Below are 18,054 nucleotides of genomic sequence, written 5' to 3' on the forward strand. Positions count from 1 at the left end.
GGTCCGCTCGACCCCAGCCTGCGTGTCGTACCGGCTGACATGTTCGACGTGGACCCGCCCTACCGCCCCACCGACGACGGGTTCTCGCCCGGCGAGTTCCCCAACCGGTTCCTGGACCGCGAGCTGTCCTGGCTGCGGTTCAACCAGCGCGTGCTCGAGCTCGCGGAGGACGAGGCGCTCCCGCTGCTGGAACGCGCGCGCTTCCTGGCCATCTTCGCCAGCAACCTCGACGAGTTCTTCATGGTCCGCGTCGCCGGCCTGAAGCGCCGTATCGCGGCGGGGGTCGCCGTACGCGCCGCCTCCGGGATGATGCCCCGCGAGGTCCTCGAGCAGATCTGGTCCACCACCGCCGAGCTGATGTCCCGGCACGCGCGGGTCTTCCGGGAGGACATCATCCCCGAGCTGGCCTCCGAGGGGATCGAGCTCGTTCGCTGGGAGGACCTGGACCGGGACGAGCAGAAGTACTGCAAGCGGTTCTTCAAGGAACGGGTCTTCCCGGTCCTCACCCCTCTTGCGGTCGACCCGGCCCACCCGTTCCCCTACATCTCCGGGCTCTCGCTGAACCTCGCGATCCTGGTGCGCAACCCGAAGACCGGCAAGGAGCACTTCGCCCGGGTGAAGGTGCCGCCGATCTTCAGCCGGTTCGTGTCCCTGGGCAACCAGCGGTTCGTGCCGCTGGAGGACGTGATCGGCGAGCACCTCAAGCGGCTGTTCCCGGGCATGGAGGTGCTCAAGGTGAACACCTTCCGGGTCACCCGCAACGAGGACCTCGAGGTCGAGGAGGACGACGCCGAGAACCTCCTGGCGGCCCTCGAGAAGGAGCTGCTGCGCCGCCGGTTCGGACCCTCGGTGCGCCTCGAGGTGCAGGAGGACATCGACGCGCACGTGCTGGAGCTGCTCACCACCGAGCTCGGCGTCACCGACTCCGAGGTGTTCCGGCTCCCGGGGCCGCTGGACCTGCGCGGGCTGCACGGCATCGCCGACCTCGACCGCGAGGACCTGAAGTACCCGAACTTCATCCCCGCCACCCATCCCCTGCTCGCCCCGGTCGAGTCGGCCTCGCCGGTCGACGTGTTCAAGGCGCTGCAGCGTTCCGACGTACTCCTGCACCACCCCTATGACTCGTTCAGTACGTCGGTCCAGCGATTCATCGAGCAGGCAGCGGCCGACCCGCAGGTGCTCGCGATCAAGCAGACGCTGTACCGAACCTCCGGCGACTCCCCGATCATCGACGCGCTGGTCGACGCTGCCGAGGCCGGCAAGCAGGTGCTGGTGATCGTGGAGATCAAGGCCCGCTTCGACGAGCAGGCCAACATCCGTTGGGCCCGACAGCTCGAGCAGGCCGGCTGCCACGTGGTCTACGGCCTGGTCGGGCTGAAGACCCACTGCAAGCTGTCGATGGTGGTGCGCGACGAGCCCGAGGGGATCCGCCGCTACACCCACATCGGCACCGGCAACTACAACCCCAAGACCGCACGGATGTACGAGGACTACGGGCTGCTCACCACCGACGAGGTCATCGGCGAGGACGTCGCGCACCTGTTCAACAACCTCAGTGGCTACTCCCGCAACGCCTCCTACGCGCAGCTCCTGGTGGCGCCCGAGTCGGTGCGTACCGGACTGCTCGAGGCCATCGGCCAGGAGATCGAGCACCACGAGGCCGGGCGCCCCGCCCACATCCGGATGAAGGCCAACTCCATCGTCGACGAGGCGCTGATCGACGAGCTCTACCGTGCCTCGCGGGCGGGGGTGCCGATCGACCTGCTCGTCCGCGGGATCTGCGCCGTGCGCCCGGGGGTGAAGGGGCTCTCCGAGACGATCCGGGTCCGCTCGGTGCTGGGTCGCTACCTCGAGCACAGCCGGGTGATGTGGTTCGCGAACGGCGGCGAGCCGGTCGGCTGGATCGGGTCCTCGGACCTGATGCACCGCAACCTCGACCGCCGCGTCGAGGTGCTCGTCAGGCTTCCCTCGACGAAGGAGGTCGACGAGGTCACCCGCCTGCTGGACCTCGCCTTCGACCCCCACACCGCCGCCTGGGAGCTCCACCAGGACGGCACCTGGACCCAGGCCGAGTCCCCCGACGACCGCCCCCTGCGCAACCTCCAGGAGACCCTGATCGCCACCCACCGCCGCCGCCGCCTCCGCATCTAGGCGGTCGAGCACCCCCAGGTGGTCGAGCACTCCTAGGCGGTCGAGCAGCGAACGAAGTGAGCGACCAGTCGAGACCCCGGCCAGGTGGTCGAGCACTCCCTAGGCGGTCGAGCAGCGAACGAAGTGAGCGGACAGTCGAGACCCCGGCGTACGCCGCGAGCCCACCGGATCCACAGGCTCCACATTCGCCGTGGACCCCAGCGCCTCACACGGCGATTCTTGCCCCATGGCTTGGGTCTACATCGTTCGATGCACTGACGACTCGTACTACGTGGGCAGCACCATCGACCTCGAAGCTCGGATCGCCCAGCACAACCACGGCGGTGGCGCGAAGTACACCGCGCGGCGTCGACCCGTCGTCCTGGTCTGGGCGATGGAGTTCCACAACGTGGCGGATGCTTTCGCTGCTGAGAAGCAGATCCAGAACTGGTCGCGGGCCAAACGCGAGGCCCTGATCGACGGACGGATGGAGGACCTGTCGATGCTCAGCCGTGGTCGAACGGGGTGGATGCGCAGGAGTGACTGAGTGGGTTCCGGCGTACGTCGTTCCGGCGTGGTCTCGACTATCCGCTCACTTCGTTCGCTGCTCGACCACCTAGGGACCGCTCGACCACCTGGGTCGGGGTCTCGACTATCCGCTCACTTCGTTCGCTGCTCGACCACCTGGGGGCGGCTCGACCACCCCGCCTGGTCAGCAGGAGGCGAAGAGGAGGGGGCCGTCGTTGAGGGAGGAGAGGACGAAGCCGGTGGGGGTGCGGGGGCGGAGGTCCAGCTGGATGGTCTCGCCGATCACCTTCGAGGAGGTCAGGGTGAGGTCGTCGGCGAAGGAGCCGCCGCGGCCGATGGCGTCGCCGACGGCGAGCTTGGCCCGGGAGCGTACGTCGCGCTCGGCGCGGTCGGAGGTCTCGAAGTGCGCGACCACGCGCAGGGTCCGGCTGGGCATCATCCCCATGGCCAGGCCGGCGAGGGGCGAGACGCCGCCCACCTCCCGTACGGCGCTCTCCGCCGCCGCCTGGTCATTCTCGTCGGCCTGGGACATCGCCAGGTCCTCGCAGGCGAAGTCCTTGCCCCACACCATCGCGTTGGCCGGCTCGGCGAGCCGGTCCGCGAGGTCGGGGACCCCGTCGACACGGGCGAAGGAGTCGCCGTCACCGGAGGCGGCCTTCGCGGCGACCACCACGTAGTCGGGGTTGTCGCTGGAGACCACGACCCCGCGGTCCTCGAGGAGCACGATGTGGTTCAGCTCCGGGCTGATCGTCGGGTCGAGGTCGGTCACGTCCGAGCCGCCCTTCCAGGCCCCGTCATCCTTCTTCGGCGCGCGGTACCCGGCTCGGCGCAGGTTGCCCGCGAGCACGTCGAAGTCGCTGCCCTCGGCCACCTTGAGCACCATCGTGGCGCCCTTGCGACCCTGGGCGAACGCCTCCCACTGGGCCGTCGCCGGGCTGAAGCCGAACGTCTCCTGGAGCGCGGCGGCCGACTCGTCGATGCTGGAGACGGCCGAATAGTCGCTGTCGTAGGCCCGGTCCATCAGCTCCTGCACGGCCTCGCGGTCCGGGTCGTCGCCGAGGTCGGCGTCCAGCCGGCTGCGCACGGCCGACCAGTCGGTGAACCCGACCCGCAGGGTGCTGGACGGGACGGAGGCGAGCGCCTCCTGGAGGTCGGTGCGGTTGGCCCGCTGCCAGGCCGCGGCGCCGACCACGACCAGTCCCACGACCAGCACGAGCGCGAGCAACGCACCCACCAGGACGCGCCCGCGGAGGGGCCTAGACCAGCGCCGTACCGCCATGCCTGCCCCCCGGGTCGTCGTGGTGGCGCGGCCTGGGATCACCCGCGCACCGGGCGAGGGTAGCCGTACCCGGCGAGGCCGTTGCGTGTCAGGATTCAGGACATGGCCTCCACGGCGACCTCGGCCCCCGGCGATCGCGATGCCCCCGACGTGGTGGCTGCCGGGGCGGTGGTCGCGCGCAGGGGTCCCGAGGGCCGCGAGGTGCTGCTCGTGCACCGGCCGAAGTACGACGACTGGTCCTTCCCCAAGGGCAAGCAGGACCCCGGGGAGCACGTGACCGCCACCGCGGTGCGCGAGGTGCTGGAGGAGACCGGGGTCGAGATCCGGCTCGGGCTGCCGCTGCGCTCGCAGCGCTACTCGATCAGCGGCGGCCGCACCAAGCAGGTGCGCTACTGGGTGGGCCACGTCATCGGCGACGACGACGTCTCCTCCTACGTGATCAACGACGAGGTGGACGCCCTGGAGTGGGTCTCCGCCGCGGCTGCCGCGGAGCGGCTCACCTACCTCGACGACATCGACCTGCTCGAGGAGTTCCGCCAGCAGCGCCGCAACACCTCGGCACTGGTTGTGCTGCGCCACGCCAAGGCGCTCAAGCGGGCCAGCTGGGACGGCCTGGACCGGCTGCGACCCCTCAACGAGCTCGGCGAGCGGCAGGCCGACGCGCTGGTCCCGCTCCTGCACGCGTACGGCGTCTCCCGGGTCCTGACCTCATCGAGCACCCGTTGCGTCCAGACCGTGGCGCCGTACGCCGCGGAGCAGGTGCTGGGGCTCAACGAGTCCGACGCGCTCTCCGAGGAGGACTTCGACGTCGAGGCCGCGTCCGGCTTCCTGGACCACCTGCGCACCACCCCCGGCCCCAGCGTCGTGTGCAGCCACCGGCCGGTGCTGCCGCAGCTGTTTGACCTGCTCGGGATCGACCCCGACCCGCTGTCCCCCGCCGAGATGGTCGTCGTGCACCACCGCAAGGGCACCGTCCTGGCCACCGAGAGGCACCTGCCGGTCCTCGCCGACCGCTGAACTGCCGGTCACCGTTCACCTTGCGTTCACCGAGGCACCCGAACCCGGTCACTTGCACTTCCTAGGTTCAGAGTCATCAACCACATGACTCCCAGGAGAACGAAGTGAACCGCACTTCCCTTCGCCGCATCGCCGCTCCCGGCATCGCGGCCCTCGCTCTCGGAATCACCCTGTCTGCCTGCGGAGCCGCGAACGAGACCAGCCCCGCGGCCGGCTCGGGCTCCGACTCCGACTCCACTCTCTCCGGCCAGCTCGCCGGCGCCGGCGCCTCCTCCCAGGAGAAGGCCCAGGAGGCCTGGGCCGCCGGGTTCCAGGGCGCCCACAGCGGCGTCACCGTCACCTATGACCCCGTCGGGTCCGGCGACGGCCGCACGCAGTTCATCGCCAAGGGCGTGAGCTTCGCCGGCAGCGACTCCTACCTCAGCGACGACGAGGGCGAGCTGGCCGCCGCCAAGGAGCGGTGCGGCGGCGAGGACCCGATCGAGGTCCCGGCGTACGTCTCGCCCATCGCGGTCGTCTACAACCTCGAGGGCGTGGACTCCCTCCAGCTCTCGGCGAAGACGATCGCGCAGATCTTCGAGAACAAGATCACCAAGTGGAACGACCCCGCGATCGTCGCGGAGAACCCCGACGCGAAGCTGCCGGCCACCGCGATCACGCCGGTGCACCGTTCCGACGACTCGGGCACCACGAAGAACTTCACCGACTACCTCGCCAAGGCAGGCGAGGGCGCCTGGAAGCACGAGGCCGAGGACGCCTTCCCGGTCAAGGGCGAGGCGGCGGAGGGCACCTCCGGGGTGATCTCCGCGGTCAGCAACGGCCAGGGCACCATCGGGTACGCCGACGAGAGCCAGGCCGGGAAGCTCGGCCAGGTCAAGGTCAAGGTCGGTGACGAGTACGTCGCGCCGTCGGCCGAGGGTGCTGCCAAGGTGGTGGCGGTCTCCCCCGCCGCCGAGGGCCGCGCCGACGTGGACATGGCCGTCGACCTCGACCGGACCACCACCGAGTCCGGCGCCTACCCGGTCGTGCTGCTGTCCTACCTGATCGCCTGCCAGACCTACGACGACGCGAACGAGGCGGAGCTGGTCAAGTCCTACCTCGAGTACACCGTCTCCACTGAGGGCCAGGAGGCCGCCGCGAAGAACGCCGGCTCCGCTCCCCTGGACGCCTCGGTCGCCGACAAGGCCAAGGGCATCCTCGAGCAGATCACCGCCAAGGGCTGACCTCGACCGTGATCGGCACCGAAGCACCGCCGGAGCCACGCGCCGTACGCCGAGTCGGCGACCGCGTCTTCTCCAACCTCGCCCGCGCGGCCGGGATCGCCATCCTGGTCGCGCTGGCGGGGGTGTTCCTCTTCCTGTTCATCGAGGGCGTCCCCGGGCTCACCCAGCCCGCCAGGTTCTACGGCCCCCGGGCCGAGAGCTTCCTGGGCTACGTCGGACCGCTGCTGTTCGGGACCGTGCTCGCGGCCGTGATCGCGGTGGCGATCGCGGCCCCGCTCTCCTTCGGCATCGCCCTGGTGATCAGCCACTACGCCCCGAGGTCGATCGCGACGCCGGCGGCGTACCTGATCGACCTGCTGGCCGCCGTGCCCAGCGTGGTCTTCGGGCTCTGGGGGATCAGCGTGCTGGCCTCCGAGGTGACCCCGATCTACACCTGGCTCTACGACAACCTCGGCTGGATCCCGCTGTTCGCCGGACCGCCCTCGACGACCGGGCGCACGATCCTGACCGCCGGGATCGTGCTGGCGATCATGATCCTGCCGATCATCACCGCGATCTCCCGCGAGATCTTCGCCCAGACCCCCCGGCTGCACCAGGAGGCCGCGCTGGCCCTGGGCGCGACCCGGTGGGAGATGATCCGGCTCACCGTCTTCCCCTACGCCCGCTCCGGGATGGTCTCCGCGACCATGCTCGGCCTGGGTCGTGCGCTCGGCGAGACGATGGCCGTGGCGATGGTGCTCTCCGTGGGCGGCGGGATCAGCCTCAACCTGATCTCCTCCACGAACCCGGCGAGCATCGCCTCCAACATCGCCTCCAACTACAAGGAGGGCACCCCGGCGAAGGTCAGCATCCTGGTCGCGACCGGCCTGGTGCTGTTCCTGGTGACCTTCCTGGTCAACGCCGCGGCACGCTGGCTCGTGGGCCGCTCCGAGCGGAGGCTGAACCGTTGAGCACCACGACCCGGACCCAGACCACCGCGGCCGAGCTCTCCCCGGTCACGCTGCGCAAGCCCCGGCTCCCCCGGTGGGCCCCGGCGCTGGTGGCCACGATCAGCATCGCGCTGTCGCTCCTGCTCGGGCTGAGCCTGGGCTGGGGCCTCGCCGGCATCGTCGTCGTGGCGGCGCTGGTGCACGTGGTCTCGCTGCCCGCGTGGGCGCTCGTGATCGAGAACAAGCGCTCTGCGGTCGACCGGCTGATGACCTCGCTGGTGTGGTTCGCGTTCGCGATCGCGCTGGTCCCGCTGCTGTCCCTGATCTGGACCGTGATCGCGCGCGGAGCCCCCCAGGTCACCAGCACGTTCCTGACCTACTCGATGTTCCGCACCGACCTGTCCCAGCCGGTCGGGATCTACCACGCTCTGGTCGGCACCCTGCTGATCACGCTGTTCGCAGCGCTGATCTCGGTGCCGGTCGGCATCTTCGCCGCGATCTACCTGGTCGAGTACGGCAAGGGCAACCGGCTCGCGCGGGCGATCACCTTCCTGGTCGACGTGATGACCGGCATTCCCTCGATCGTGGCCGGGCTGTTCGCGTTCTCGCTGTGGATCCTGATCTTCGGGCCGTCCGCGCGCGCGGGACTCGGTGGCTCGATCGCGCTGGCGCTGCTGATGATCCCGATCGTCGTGCGCTCCACCGAGGAGATGCTCCGGCTGGTGCCCTCGGACCTGCGCGAGGCGGCGTACGCCCTGGGGGTGCCGAAGTGGCGCACGATCGTCAAGGTCGTGCTGCCGACCGCGCTCGGCGGGATCGTCACCGGCGTGACGCTCGCGATCGCGCGCGTGGTCGGCGAGACCGCCCCGCTGCTGCTGATCGCCGGCCTGACCACCCGCACCAACTTCAACGTGTTCTCCGACCGGATGACCACGCTGCCGGTGCTGATCTACACCCAGAACGCCAACCCCGGCATCCCGCCGGCCGACGGCGGTCTCGCGCCCGGTGTCGAGATGGCCTGGGGCGGTGCGTTCGTCCTGATCGTGATCGTGATGGTGCTCAACCTGACGGCACGCGTCGTCGGCAAGATCTTCGCCCCCAAGACCGGGCACTGAGGAGAAGGAAAGTTCCTGATGGCCAAGAGCATCGATGTCTCTGACCTCAACATCTACTACGGCGACTTCCTCGCCGTCGAGGACGTCACCGTCACGATCCCGGCCCGGTCGGTGACCGCACTGATCGGTCCGTCGGGCTGCGGGAAGTCGACCTTCCTGCGTTCGCTGAACCGGATGCACGAGGTGATCCCGGGCGCGCGCGTCGAGGGCAAGATCGTGGTGGACGGGCAGTCGCTCTACGACAGCGCGGTCGACCCGGTGGAGGTACGCCGGATGATCGGCATGGTCTTCCAGCGACCCAACCCGTTCCCCACGATGTCGATCTACGACAACGTCCTGGCCGGGCTGCGGCTGAACAACGCCAAGATCAAGAAGGCCGAGGCCGACGTCGTGGTCGAGCGGTCGCTGCGTCACGCCAACCTGTGGGAGGAGGTCAAGGACCGGCTCAGCAAGCCGGGGATGGGCCTCTCCGGCGGCCAGCAGCAGCGCCTGTGCATCGCCCGGGCCATCGCGGTGGAGCCGCAGGTCCTGCTGATGGACGAGCCCTGCTCCGCGCTGGACCCGATCTCCACCTCGGCGATCGAGGACCTGATCCACCAGCTGAAGGCCGACTACACGATCGTGATCGTCACCCACAACATGCAGCAGGCGGCCCGGGTCTCCGAGGACACCGCGTTCTTCAACATCGCGGGGGCCGGCAAGCCCGGCCGGCTGATCGAGATGAACAGCACCAAGAAGATCTTCAGCGTGCCGGACGAGCGGGCCACCGAGGCCTACATCTCCGGCCGGTTCGGCTGAGGCGTCCCGGACCGTACGCCGACCGGATCCCGGACACCGGACCGACCCCGTGCCGGCCCCCGGGCACGGCGCGGTCGTGGCGGGGTCCGTCCACCTAGGGTGCGTCCATGCCTCTCGCCGCGATCCTCGCCATCTGCGCCGGGGCCTGCCTCCTGGGCGGCCTCGCGCTGTGGCGGCGAGGGCGCCGCGCCTCTCCTGGTCACAGGAGCCAGCGCCCCCCGGCGGTGCTGCTCGGAGTCGGCCTGGCGTGCGCGCTGGTCGCCACGCTGCTGGCGCGCGACGGCTCGGGAGATCGTCGTACGGACGCGGGCGGGGCCGCCAAGGTCGAGTGGGCGCTGATCCGCGACCTGGACCTCAGCCGGGACGAGGGCTGGACCCACAACCTGGGCAACCAGGGACGTGACTCCTCCATCTGCCGACCCGAGCAGGCGAGGTTCGGGACCGGACCGCAGGGCACCTCGCTCACCGTCACCGCGGAGCGCGAGTCGGAATCGGCGCCGATCTACAGCGTCGACATGAAGCTGCTCGATCTCGCGCTGCCGAACTACTTCCGCGCCGAGGTCACCGCGCGCGTCTCCTCCCTCGTGCCCGGACTCTGGCCGGCCGCGCTGTGGTTCCGGCCCAACGGCCCCGGGGAGGGCGAGATCGACGTGCACGAGCTCTGGGGCAAGGACCCGCTGCCGCGGGAGAGCCAGATCTCGGCGATCTGGACGGCGAACGACGGCCGCGACGCGACCCTCATCCGGTCGAAGTCCGTGACCATGGACGAGTTCGACGACCCCGCGGCCGAGGGCAGGCACACGTGGGCGGTGGAGAAGGTCCCCGGCGAGATGCGCTACTACGTCGACGACGAGCTGGTGGCGACGCTGCGCCCCAAGACCATCCACGTCTCCCGGGAGGAGTGGGACTCCATGTGGGAGGTGGACACCCGGTGGTATCCACGGATCACGTTCCAGGTCGGCCCCGGGACCGGCAGCGCCGGACCGGTGGACGACTCATGGCGCCGCTCGGACCTGGTGATCGACTCGATGCGGTTCTGGCGGATCGCCGGCTGAGCCGACCTCAGGGGAGCTGGAAGACGAACTTCAGCACGAGGTAGGTCAGCGCCGCCATGGTGCCGGCGGCCGGGAAGGTCAGCAGCCAGCCCACCAGGATGGAGCGCGCGACGCCCCAGCGCACTGCCGAGAGCCGCTTGGTTGCGCCCACGCCCATCACCGCGCTGGTGATGGTGTGCGTCGTGGAGATCGGGGCCTCGAAGACGTACGCCGTGCTGTAGAGCACCGACGCGGCCACCGACTCCGCGGCGAAGCCCTGCGGCGGGTCGAGGTGGATGATCCGGCGCCCCAGGGTGCGCATGATCCGCCAGCCGCCGGAGTAGGTGCCCAGGGAGATCGCGGTCGCCGCGGCGATGATCACCCACAGCGGCAACGGGTCCCCCTCGGCGACGTACCCGCCGGCGAGCAGCGCCAGGAAGATCACACCCATCGTCTTCTGCGCGTCCTGCAGGCCGTGACCGAGCGCCATCGCGGCCGCGGAGAGGGACTGGGCCAGGCGGAAGCCGCGCCCGACCTTGCCCGGGGCCTGGTTGCGGAACAGCCACATGATCAGCAGCATCATCCCGAAGCCGAGGGTGAATGCCACCAGCGGCGAGATCACCATCGGGATGACGACCTTCTCCACCACGGTGGCCCAGTTCACGGCCACGCTGGCGGTCAGGGCGGCCCCGACGAGACCACCGATCAGCGCGTGCGAGGAGGACGAGGGCAGCCCGAAGTACCACGTGATCATGTTCCAGGTGATCGCGCCGACCAGGCCGGCCATCACGATCACCAGGCCATGGCTGCCCGTTCCCGGGCTGATGGTCTCGCTGACCGTGCTGGCCACCTTCTGGCCGAGGAACGCGCCCACGAAGTTCATCACCGCGGCCATCAGCAGCGCGACCCGCGGGGTCAGCGCCCGGGTGGAGACCGAGGTGGCGATCGCGTTCGCGGCGTCGTGGAAACCGTTGGTGTAATCGAAGATCAGAGCAACTGCGACGACCGCGATGATGATCGCGAGTTCCACCGGTCAGTTCTCCTTGGCGTGGATCTGCTCGATGATGTTCGCGACCTTCTCGAAGGCGTCAACCGCGTGCTCGAGGGCGTCGACGATGTCCTTGAGCTTCAAGACGTCCAGGGCGTCGTACTGCCCGCTGAACAGCTTGGCCAGGATCCGGCGGTAGCTCTTGTCCCCGGTGTTCTCGAGCCGGTTGATCTCGATCCAGAACTCTTCGAGGTTCTTCATCGACTTCAGCCGCGGCATCGCCTCGGCGGTGAGCTCCGCGCAGCGCTGGAGTACGTCGACCTGCTCGGCCAGCTCGGCCGGCAGGGAACCGACCTCGTAGAGCACCGTCAGGTCGACGGCCTCCTCCATGAAGTCCATGACGTCGTCGAGACCCGAGGCGAGGGCGTAGATGTCCTCACGGTCGAACGGCGTCACGAAGGTCGCGTTGACCCGCTTGGCGATCTCGTGCGTGGTCTCGTCGGCCTCGTGCTCGGCGTCGCGCATGCGGTCGGCGATGGCCGGGCGGTCGGCGGAGTCATCGAGCATCTCCGCGAGGATCGCGGCGCCGTCGACGAGGTGCGTCGCGGAGTCGGTGAGCAGTTCGTAGAAGACGCTGTCCACTGGCTTGAATCTCAGAGCCACGGGTTAACTCCTGGTCGGGTGGTCAAAACGTTGCACATGCTAAGAGGTGCTCGCACCGGCAGCGCAACTCGGAGCACCGGTAGCACGACAAGTGAACTACACCCGACGACGTCTCGATGACACGGCAGTGCCCAAGTGACCCGCAGCGAGGCTCAGTCAGCGGTGCGCGGGTGTGGGACCACGCCGAGAATGTGATCGATCTCGCTGAGCGAGAGGTGCCCGTCGGCCTGGTTTGCCGCCACGATCAGGTTGGCCGTCAGCTCGACTTCACTGAGGAGCTCGTCGTCCTCGAGACGCACGTTGAACGGGTCCACCCGAGCGTCCTCCCATTCGGATCAGCGCCATTTCTTGGCTATCTCTTGCTCTTACCCCGGCGTGCGTGGTGAAAACCGCGCAGCGCGGCGGGCCTCCGCGTTTTCTGGTACCTACCGGTAACCGCGGGACTGAATTACGAAAGGAGCCCCGACCCTCTCGGGTCGGAGCTCCCTCCGGTGTCTAAGCGTGCGTCAGACGGCGCGAACGTTCTCGGCCTGCGGACCCTTGGGGCCCTGCGTGACGTCGAACTCGACCTTCTGGTTCTCGTCGAGGGACTTGTAGCCCTGCGACTGGATGGCCGAGTAGTGAACGAAGACGTCGTCGCCGCCGTTCTCCTGGGCGATGAAGCCGAAGCCCTTCTCGGCGTTGAACCACTTCACGGTGCCTTGTGCCATGCTCTTTTTCTCCTGTTACTGAGGCGTGAGACCGCCACTTCGGCGGCCTCTGCAGAGTGCGGGTGATACGCCGTCCCGCCTCGCAAGCCGTGTAGCAAAGAGAAGAAACGCCGTTGGATCACAAACTCCAACAAGCGTTGAGTACCGCTGGAACTTGCACCCTGCTCCACTAGCGTAGCAACCTCTTGGGCAACTTCGCGCCACCCCCCGGCGAAAGCGGTTCTCGGCGCGCCACGTCGGTGACCAGGAACACCCCCTGCAACCCGCGATCACGACGCATGGCAGCCTCCATTGACCGCCCGGGTGTGCCGCCGTACGTTCCGATAGCCGTCATCTGACAGGAGCAGCCGTGAGCGATCCCGACCAGGAGGAACCGCGCCGCGGTCTGCTCTCCCGAATCCGCCGCCGGGAGCCGGGTCCGGAGCTGAAACCGGGCGCGACCGGCACCGCCACCGACTCCCCCGACTCGGCCGAGAAGGCCGACGAGGGATGGGTGCTGCACGAGGCCGCGGACGGGTCCGGCTTCGACGGCTGGCTCTACCACTTCGCCGACGGCGCCATGGTCGCCGAGGACGGGACGGTCTACCAGCACACCGGCACCGGCGACACGGTCACCGAGGCGGAGGCGGAGCCGGAACCGGCGCCCCGACCCGAGCCGGAACCGGAGCCCGAGCCAGAACCAGAACCCGAGCCCGAACCGAAGCCCGAGCCCGAGCCCGAACCCGAGCCAGAACCCGAGCCCGAACCGGAACCAGAACCCGAGCCCGAGCCGGCCGCCGAGGCGGCGCCCGAACCAGAGCCGGAACCAGAACCGGAGCCCGAGCCCGAACCGGAGCCCGAGCCCGAACCCGAGCCAGAACCCGAGCCGGCCGCCGAGGCGGCGCCCGAACCAGAACCCGAGCCCGAACCCGAGCCCGAGCCCGAACCAGACCCGGAGCCCGAGCCCGAACCGGAACCAGAACCAGAGTCCGAGCCCGCTGCCGTGCACGCCAACGTGTCGTACTCCCCCTCGGAGCTGCCCAACCACATGCTCGGCGCCGTGTTCGTGGCAGCCGCGATCGCCGCGGTGCTCACCCTCTTCCCGGTGCTGGCGGAACCGGACCCGGGCGGCTTCGTCCTGGTGGCCTGCCTGGCGCTGATCGCAGCCGGCGCGGGCTGGGCGCTCACGCACTGGAGCCCGCAGGTGGTCTCCATCCGCGACGGCGTCCTCGAGGTGTCCGGTCGCGACAGCACGGCCGAGTTCGACCTGCGCGACCCGCGGACGAAGGTGACGCTCGGCGAGGAGCCGCGGTCCCGCAGCTGGCGGTCCACCTTCGAGTCGCCCGAGGGCTCGGTCACCGTCGTCCGGGCCCGCCAGGTCAAGGTGCGGCAGTTCACCGAGATCGTCGAGCACCACCGGAGCCACGCGCAGGAGCGGGGCAGGAGCAAGGATCCGGTCGACTGAGCGGTCCGCTCAGCCGGGCCGGCCGTTCCCCCGCCGCGACCTGCGCGCATCGAGGTAGGCCGGCTCGCGCAGCCGCACCACCCAGGAGTACTGGTCGAGGCCGGGGACCGGGTTGCACACCGGGTCGAAGGACACCGCCTGGTCCGGCGCCGAGCCGGAGCTGAGCTCCAGGGTGGCGAAGCGCTGCCAGTCGGCGTCGGTTCGCGCCCAGGCCAGCTCGTAGCCGGTGGGGCCGGTGGCGCGCGCAGCCAGCCACAGCGGACCGACGGGCGAGCGGTAGGGCAACAGGGTCGTCAACGGACGTGAACCCGGCTGCCGGCCGAAGGTGAGCAGGAACCGTCCCAGGCGCGAGGTGCCGGTGGAGGCGAACAGCACGTCGGCGACCCCGCCGTCGACCTGCCTCCTCAGGGCGAGCCCGTGGATGTCGGGCAGTGCCTCCGGAAGCCCGATCGCCCGGGAGATCCGGACGAGGACCTCTTCGGTGCCGGGCTCGTCGAGCCAGGCGACCCCGGACCGGGCCGGGGACCCCTCACGCCGCAAGGAGCCGGTGATCACCTCGCCGGTGGGGTGCAGCGGCTTCTCGGCAGGGCGCAGGGCGGAGACCGAGCGGATCGCCGCGGCGAGCACCGCACCTCCTGCTGCTGCGCCGGCGCGTACGGCGCGGGTCACGACTTCTGGGCGCTGTGCCATGGAACCTCCTCCGGAGCCTGACTCCCCCCCGTTCCCCGTGGGCGGCGTCGCTCACCTGCGGATCGCTCATTCGGGATGCCAGACATCTCACACCGTCCAATGTGTGTCAGGTGCCACCGAACGGGCACGGTCCCGACCATGAGCAATGACAAGGCAGCACAAGCCCGGGAAGGGCTCCTCGACAGCGTCGCCGGCAAGGCCAAGGAGGTCGCCGGGGCGGTGACCGGCAAGGACGACCTCGTGGAGGAGGGCCAGCTCCAGCAGGCCGAGGCACGCAACCGCAAGGAGGCCGTGGCCGAGGAGGCCGTCGCTGACGCGAAGCGCCAGGAGGCCGCCGAGGAGGTCCGGGAGACCACCGCCGAGACGGCCGCGCAGCGCAGTGCCGCCCGTGCCCAGGCCGCGCGCGAGGAAGCCGTGGTCGAGCAGCGCCGCGAGGGCGAGCAGGCAGCGGCCGAGCGTCAGGCCGCGGTCCAGGAGGCCGCCGGCCAGGAGGCCGCGGAGAGGCGGGCCGACCAGCTCGCCGAGACCCGACTCCGGGACGCCGAGGCACTCGAGGACGACGCCGATGCCACCGAACGGCAGGCGAACGCCGAGAGGCTCCGCCTCGAACGCGAGGCCGCCGTCGCCGACCAGCAGGCCGCGCAGCTGCGCGCCGAGACCCAGAAGTGAGGACCACCATGATCAGCACACTCATCGCACTGCCCTACGAGCTCGCGCGACTCCCGCTCGTGGTCGTGGACAACACCCTGGGAGCCAGGCTCCCGCAGACCTCCGCGCCGCGGGTCACGCTGGACCGGGCCATCGGCTCGGCCGACAAGCTCGCCGGGAGCCTCCTGGGCAACCGCGGCATCGCCCAGCGCGGCGCCGACCGGCTCGAGCGATCCGAGACGCTGCTGCAGGCGACGCGGCTCGAGCAGGAGGCGGCAGCTCGCCGCGAACAGGCGCAGGAGAAGGCAGCCACGGCCCGCCAGCAGGCGCAGGAGAAGCGCAGGAGCGCCCAGAAGCGAGCCCAGTCGGGGCTCGAGGAGGCGGACGCCGCCGAGGCGCGTGGCAAGCGGGAGGCCACCGCACGCGCAGCGAAGACCGCGGCCGGGAAGAAGGCCGCGGCGGAGAAGCGAGCAGCCGACCAGGCCGCCACGGTCGAGCAGCGCAAGGAGCGGGTCGAGAGCGCCGCCGAGGCCAAGCAGCAGGCGGCCCGGCGCAAGGCCGAGGCAGAGCTCACCGAGGCCCGGGAAACCAAGCAGTCCGCCGCCGAGGCTCGCGCCGACGCCGAGCGCCTCGGCGACCTCGCCGAGGCGAAGAAGCGGCAGCGCACGAAGAGCTGAACGGCTTCGGGGCCGCCAGGGTTGGGGCGGTCCCGAAACCCGTGATCTCGAACCTCGGGACCTGTGGTGGAGGACCCGCAGGTCCTCTCCCTTAAGCAGGGCAGTGCCCGGGGCGACAGATTTCAATCAGCCGTGGGCACCGGTGTCCACAATGGGCGTGGTCGCGGCTGCGATGCTTGAGGAACACCGTCTCTCGTCGGAAGGTCCTCGGCCGTGGACCAACAGACCCTGCTCAACATGCTGCTCGTCCTCGCCTTCGTCCTGGTCGGCGGCGTGTTCGCCGGCACCGAGATCGCCCTGGTGTCGCTGCGTGAGAGCCAGATCGACCAGCTGGAGAAGCAGTCCAAGCGGGGGGCGCGGGTGGCGGCCGTGGCCCGCGACCCGAACCGTTTCCTGGCCGCGGTGCAGATCGGCGTCACGGTCGCCGGGTTCTTCTCAGCGGCGTACGGCGCCTCCACGCTGGCACCGGACTTCGCCCCTCTCCTGACCAGGATCGGGCTCGGGGACAGGCCGGCCGAGACCGTCTCGGTGGTCGTGCTCACCCTGCTCGTGGCCTACCTCTCGCTCGTGCTCGGCGAGCTGGTCCCCAAGCGGCTCGCGCTGCAGAAGTCGGCCGGACTCGCACTGCTGGTCGGGCCGCCGCTGGACCGGTTCGCGCAGCTGATGCGCCCGATCATCTGGCTGCTCTCCAAGTCCACCGATGCGGTGGTGCGGCTGCTGCGCGGAGACCCCGACGCCACCTCGGAGGAGGTCAGCGACGAGGAGCTGCGCTACCTCGTGGAGCAGAACCCCAACCTGGACGCAGCCGAGAAGACGATCCTGCGCGACGTCTTCGCCGCCGGTGACCGGTCCCTGGCCGAGGTGATGCGGCCCCGGGCGGACATCGCCGCGCTCGCCCTCACCGACACGGTCGGTGACGTGATGTCGACCATCCAGGAGAGCCCGTACTCGCGCTACCCCGTCTACCGGGCCGGCATCGACGACGTCACGGGGTTCATCCACGTGCGCGACCTGCTGGGCGTGTCAAGGGACACCCCCCTGAGCCAGCTGGCTCGCCCCATCCCGTTCCTGCCGGCGACGAACCGGGTGCTGCCGACGTTGGCGACGATGCGCTCCGAGGGTGCCCACCTGGCCCTGGTCATCGACGAGTACGGCGGGACGGACGGCATCGTCACCCTCGAGGACCTCGTCGAGGAGCTCGTGGGCGACATCCGCGACGAGTACGACGTGGAGGACCTCCTCGCCGAGACCGACGAGAACCTCGATGCCGGTCTCAGCATCGAGGACTTCGCCGCACGCACCGGGGTCGAGCTGGCCGACGGCCCCTACGAGACGGCCGCCGGCTTCGTCCTGAACGCGCTCGGGCGGCTCGCCAAGGTCGGGGACACGGTGACCGTCGGTGACCACCAGCTGGTGGTCACCGAGGTCGACCGGCTCCGGATCACCAAGCTCGCCGTACGTCCGGTGCGGCCTCCTGCGGCCGAGGCCCCCACGGAGACCGCCTAGCGCCGGGTGGAGGGGTCGTCCGGGCGGCTCAGGTGCGGTCGCCGGCGAGAGCGAGGAGGACGTCGCCGATCTCCACCTCCTCGGCGGCACGGTTCCACGGCATCCGGGACAGGACCATCCCCATGGCACAGGTGTTGCTGAGCGCGGCGAAGCTCAGGCCGGCCCCGACGGCACCGGCGACCCACTTCAGCCGCGGCGCGACGGTGGAGCCGAGCACGCTGGCGGCGACGATCGAGCCCGCGACCAGGCGGACCTGGCGCTCGAGCTCCCAGCTCTCGCGTCCACGCACGACCGGGGCGCCGGCTGCCTCCCACGCGACGATGCCGCCCGCGAGGACCCGCAGCCCCTGGCGGCTCGTCGTGGTCAGCGCCTGCTCGGCCTGGGTGGCGCGGGCGCCGGAACGGCACACGAGCACGGTCTCCTGTCCCAGGTGGGGAGCGAGGTCGGCCCGGTGCTCGCGGAGCAGGTCCAGCGGGACGTTGTAGGAGCCGGCGATGTGGGCGGTCTCGAATTCCGCGGGGGTGCGGACGTCGAGCAGGCGCGGCGCCTGGGGTCCCTCGAGGAGCTCGCGGAGCTCGGCGATGTCGATCGCGGCCCGGGTGGCCGGAGTCTGGGTCTGGGGCTGGGTCTGGGTCTGGGGCTGGGTCTGGGTCTGGGTGGTCATGGTGATGCCTT

At 70.1% G+C, this 18,054-nt stretch carries 19 protein-coding genes; 11 read left to right on the top strand and 8 right to left on the bottom strand.

Features of this window, described 5'->3' with window-relative positions; translation table 11 throughout:
* Positions 1-39 precede the first annotated feature (39 nt).
* Together AC4BGC_RS15410 and AC4BGC_RS15415 are read left to right on the top strand one after the other, a co-directional pair.
* Positions 40-2,151: an RNA degradosome polyphosphate kinase gene (locus tag AC4BGC_RS15410; RefSeq protein WP_490557193.1), complete on the top strand. Its 2,112-nt coding sequence runs from the start codon at positions 40-42 to the stop codon at positions 2,149-2,151.
* A gap of 226 nt (positions 2,152-2,377) precedes the next feature.
* Entirely contained in the window at positions 2,378-2,677 is a 300-nt protein-coding gene (locus AC4BGC_RS15415) for a GIY-YIG nuclease family protein (RefSeq protein WP_490556524.1), read from the top strand.
* A gap of 165 nt (positions 2,678-2,842) precedes the next feature.
* On the opposite strand, the gene AC4BGC_RS15420 is transcribed toward AC4BGC_RS15415, so the two are convergent.
* Complete coding sequence (locus AC4BGC_RS15420) at positions 2,843-3,892, bottom strand: hypothetical protein (RefSeq protein WP_490556525.1); 1,050 nt, start codon at positions 3,890-3,892, stop codon at positions 2,843-2,845.
* A gap of 147 nt (positions 3,893-4,039) precedes the next feature.
* Here AC4BGC_RS15420 and AC4BGC_RS15425 point away from each other — a divergent pair, with 147 nt between their 5' ends.
* The 6 genes from AC4BGC_RS15425 to AC4BGC_RS15450 all read left to right on the top strand — a co-directional run bounded on the left by AC4BGC_RS15425 (position 4,040) and on the right by AC4BGC_RS15450 (position 10,074).
* Positions 4,040-4,954, top strand: coding sequence for an NUDIX hydrolase (locus AC4BGC_RS15425; RefSeq protein ID WP_490556526.1), 915 nt, complete (start codon positions 4,040-4,042; stop codon positions 4,952-4,954).
* A gap of 104 nt (positions 4,955-5,058) precedes the next feature.
* Positions 5,059-6,177, top strand: a complete 1,119-nt coding sequence (pstS, locus tag AC4BGC_RS15430; protein WP_490556527.1) for a phosphate ABC transporter substrate-binding protein PstS — start codon at positions 5,059-5,061, stop codon at positions 6,175-6,177.
* A gap of 8 nt (positions 6,178-6,185) precedes the next feature.
* Entirely contained in the window at positions 6,186-7,127 is a 942-nt protein-coding gene (pstC, locus tag AC4BGC_RS15435) for a phosphate ABC transporter permease subunit PstC (RefSeq protein ID WP_490547543.1), read from the top strand.
* Positions 7,124-8,221 carry a phosphate ABC transporter permease PstA gene (gene pstA, locus AC4BGC_RS15440; protein WP_490556528.1) on the top strand — a complete coding sequence of 366 codons (1,098 nt, stop codon included), beginning with the start codon at positions 7,124-7,126 and terminating at the stop codon, positions 8,219-8,221. Before pstC ends, pstA begins: the two co-directional genes overlap by 4 nt.
* A gap of 18 nt (positions 8,222-8,239) precedes the next feature.
* A complete protein-coding gene (gene pstB / locus AC4BGC_RS15445) occupies positions 8,240-9,019 on the top strand; it encodes a phosphate ABC transporter ATP-binding protein PstB (RefSeq protein ID WP_490547541.1) in 780 nt (259 codons plus the stop codon).
* 107 nt (positions 9,020-9,126) lie between these two features.
* Positions 9,127-10,074, top strand: a complete 948-nt coding sequence (locus AC4BGC_RS15450; RefSeq protein WP_490556529.1) for a glycoside hydrolase family 16 protein — start codon at positions 9,127-9,129, stop codon at positions 10,072-10,074.
* A 7-nt stretch (positions 10,075-10,081) separates the two neighbouring features.
* Here AC4BGC_RS15450 and AC4BGC_RS15455 read toward each other — a convergent pair whose 3' ends face one another.
* The 6 genes from AC4BGC_RS15455 to AC4BGC_RS15480 all read right to left on the bottom strand — a co-directional run bounded on the left by AC4BGC_RS15455 (position 10,082) and on the right by AC4BGC_RS15480 (position 14,548).
* A complete protein-coding gene (locus tag AC4BGC_RS15455) occupies positions 10,082-11,083 on the bottom strand; it encodes an inorganic phosphate transporter (RefSeq protein WP_490547539.1) in 1,002 nt (333 codons plus the stop codon).
* Positions 11,084-11,086: 3 nt separating this feature from the next.
* Complete coding sequence (locus AC4BGC_RS15460) at positions 11,087-11,704, bottom strand: DUF47 domain-containing protein (RefSeq protein ID WP_490547538.1); 618 nt, start codon at positions 11,702-11,704, stop codon at positions 11,087-11,089.
* A gap of 152 nt (positions 11,705-11,856) precedes the next feature.
* Positions 11,857-12,018: a hypothetical protein gene (locus AC4BGC_RS15465; RefSeq protein ID WP_490547537.1), complete on the bottom strand. Its 162-nt coding sequence runs from the start codon at positions 12,016-12,018 to the stop codon at positions 11,857-11,859.
* Positions 12,019-12,210: 192 nt separating this feature from the next.
* Positions 12,211-12,414, bottom strand: a complete 204-nt coding sequence (locus tag AC4BGC_RS15470) for a cold-shock protein (RefSeq protein ID WP_091731833.1) — start codon at positions 12,412-12,414, stop codon at positions 12,211-12,213.
* A gap of 582 nt (positions 12,415-12,996) precedes the next feature.
* Positions 12,997-13,908, bottom strand: coding sequence for a hypothetical protein (locus AC4BGC_RS15475; protein WP_490557194.1), 912 nt, complete (start codon positions 13,906-13,908; stop codon positions 12,997-12,999).
* Positions 13,868-14,548, bottom strand: coding sequence for a hypothetical protein (locus AC4BGC_RS15480; RefSeq protein WP_490556530.1), 681 nt, complete (start codon positions 14,546-14,548; stop codon positions 13,868-13,870). The genes AC4BGC_RS15475 and AC4BGC_RS15480 overlap by 41 nt, the downstream gene beginning before the upstream one ends.
* Positions 14,549-14,686: 138 nt before the next feature.
* Here AC4BGC_RS15480 and AC4BGC_RS15485 point away from each other — a divergent pair, with 138 nt between their 5' ends.
* The 3 genes from AC4BGC_RS15485 (at position 14,687) to AC4BGC_RS15495 (ending at position 17,379) form a co-directional block, all read left to right on the top strand.
* Positions 14,687-15,217 carry a hypothetical protein gene (locus AC4BGC_RS15485; protein WP_490556531.1) on the top strand — a complete coding sequence of 177 codons (531 nt, stop codon included), beginning with the start codon at positions 14,687-14,689 and terminating at the stop codon, positions 15,215-15,217.
* A gap of 8 nt (positions 15,218-15,225) precedes the next feature.
* The gene (locus tag AC4BGC_RS15490) at positions 15,226-15,873 is read left to right on the top strand and encodes a hypothetical protein (RefSeq protein WP_490547532.1); all 648 of its coding nucleotides are present in this window, start codon (positions 15,226-15,228) and stop codon (positions 15,871-15,873) included.
* Positions 15,874-16,086: 213 nt separating this feature from the next.
* Positions 16,087-17,379, top strand: coding sequence for a hemolysin family protein (locus AC4BGC_RS15495; protein WP_490556532.1), 1,293 nt, complete (start codon positions 16,087-16,089; stop codon positions 17,377-17,379).
* A gap of 28 nt (positions 17,380-17,407) precedes the next feature.
* Here AC4BGC_RS15495 and AC4BGC_RS15500 read toward each other — a convergent pair whose 3' ends face one another.
* Positions 17,408-18,043, bottom strand: coding sequence for a rhodanese-like domain-containing protein (locus tag AC4BGC_RS15500; protein ID WP_490556533.1), 636 nt, complete (start codon positions 18,041-18,043; stop codon positions 17,408-17,410).
* Positions 18,044-18,054: the final 11 nt, after the last annotated feature.

It is taken from the genome of Nocardioides sp. Z38_18 (genome assembly GCF_058215695.1).

What these genes read in the sequence shown, in the direction of transcription:
- AC4BGC_RS15410 (WP_490557193.1), top strand. Translation starts at nt 40, where the DNA reads ATGTTCGACGTGGACCCGCCCTACCGCCCCACCGACGACGGGTTCTCG.
- AC4BGC_RS15415 (WP_490556524.1), top strand. Translation starts at nt 2,378, where the DNA reads ATGGCTTGGGTCTACATCGTTCGATGCACTGACGACTCGTACTACGTG.
- AC4BGC_RS15425 (WP_490556526.1), top strand. Translation starts at nt 4,040, where the DNA reads ATGGCCTCCACGGCGACCTCGGCCCCCGGCGATCGCGATGCCCCCGAC.
- pstB (WP_490547541.1), top strand. Translation starts at nt 8,240, where the DNA reads ATGGCCAAGAGCATCGATGTCTCTGACCTCAACATCTACTACGGCGAC.
- AC4BGC_RS15450 (WP_490556529.1), top strand. Translation starts at nt 9,127, where the DNA reads ATGCCTCTCGCCGCGATCCTCGCCATCTGCGCCGGGGCCTGCCTCCTG.
- AC4BGC_RS15470 (WP_091731833.1), bottom strand. Translation starts at nt 12,414, where the DNA reads ATGGCACAAGGCACCGTGAAGTGGTTCAACGCCGAGAAGGGCTTCGGC.
- AC4BGC_RS15475 (WP_490557194.1), bottom strand. Translation starts at nt 13,908, where the DNA reads ATGCGCGCAGGTCGCGGCGGGGGAACGGCCGGCCCGGCTGAGCGGACC.
- AC4BGC_RS15480 (WP_490556530.1), bottom strand. Translation starts at nt 14,548, where the DNA reads ATGGCACAGCGCCCAGAAGTCGTGACCCGCGCCGTACGCGCCGGCGCA.
- AC4BGC_RS15485 (WP_490556531.1), top strand. Translation starts at nt 14,687, where the DNA reads ATGAGCAATGACAAGGCAGCACAAGCCCGGGAAGGGCTCCTCGACAGC.
- AC4BGC_RS15490 (WP_490547532.1), top strand. Translation starts at nt 15,226, where the DNA reads ATGATCAGCACACTCATCGCACTGCCCTACGAGCTCGCGCGACTCCCG.
- AC4BGC_RS15500 (WP_490556533.1), bottom strand. Translation starts at nt 18,043, where the DNA reads ATGACCACCCAGACCCAGACCCAGCCCCAGACCCAGACCCAGCCCCAG.